This window comes from Alcanivorax sp. HI0044 (assembly GCF_001634945.1).
Window position 1 is genome coordinate 1 of the sequence record NZ_LWEZ01001958.1, and the last position, 562, is coordinate 562.

General features: G+C 60.7%; 1 protein-coding gene. It reads left to right on the top strand.

Annotated elements, in window-relative coordinates:
• The coding region (locus tag A3730_RS29040) for an iron-containing alcohol dehydrogenase (protein WP_156501442.1) at window positions 1–562 on the top strand (562 nt) is incomplete at both ends.

Below are 562 nucleotides of genomic sequence, written 5' to 3' on the forward strand. Positions count from 1 at the left end.
TCCTGCTCAAGGGCGGCACCAATATTCACCGCGCCCTGCCCTTCGGTTCGGTACTGACCTTGCCCGCCACCGGCTCGGAAATGAACAAGGGCGCCGTGGTCACACGCAAGTCCCTGCAAGCCAAGTTGCCGTTCCACAGCGAGCATGTGTTCCCGCAATTTTCCGTGCTGGACCCCACCAAGAGCTTCACCCTGCCCCCTCGGCAGGTGGCAAATGGTGTGGTTGATGCCTTTGTGCATATCGTCGAGCAATATCTCACCTACCCGGCCAATGCACCGGTACAGGACCGATTCGCCGAAGGCCTGCTGCAAACCCTGATCGAGATTGGCCCACAGGCCCTGAGCGATCCGGAAAATTATGATGTGCGTGCCAACCTGATGTGGGTCGCCACACTGGCTCTCAATGGTCTGATTGGTGCCGGCGTTCCCCAGGACTGGGCCACCCATATGCTGGGCCATGAACTCACTGCCCTGCATGGCCTGGACCATGCGCAGACCCTGGCCATTGTGCTGCCGGCCATGCTCGCCGAACGCAAGGACGCCAAGCACGACAAGCTGGTGCA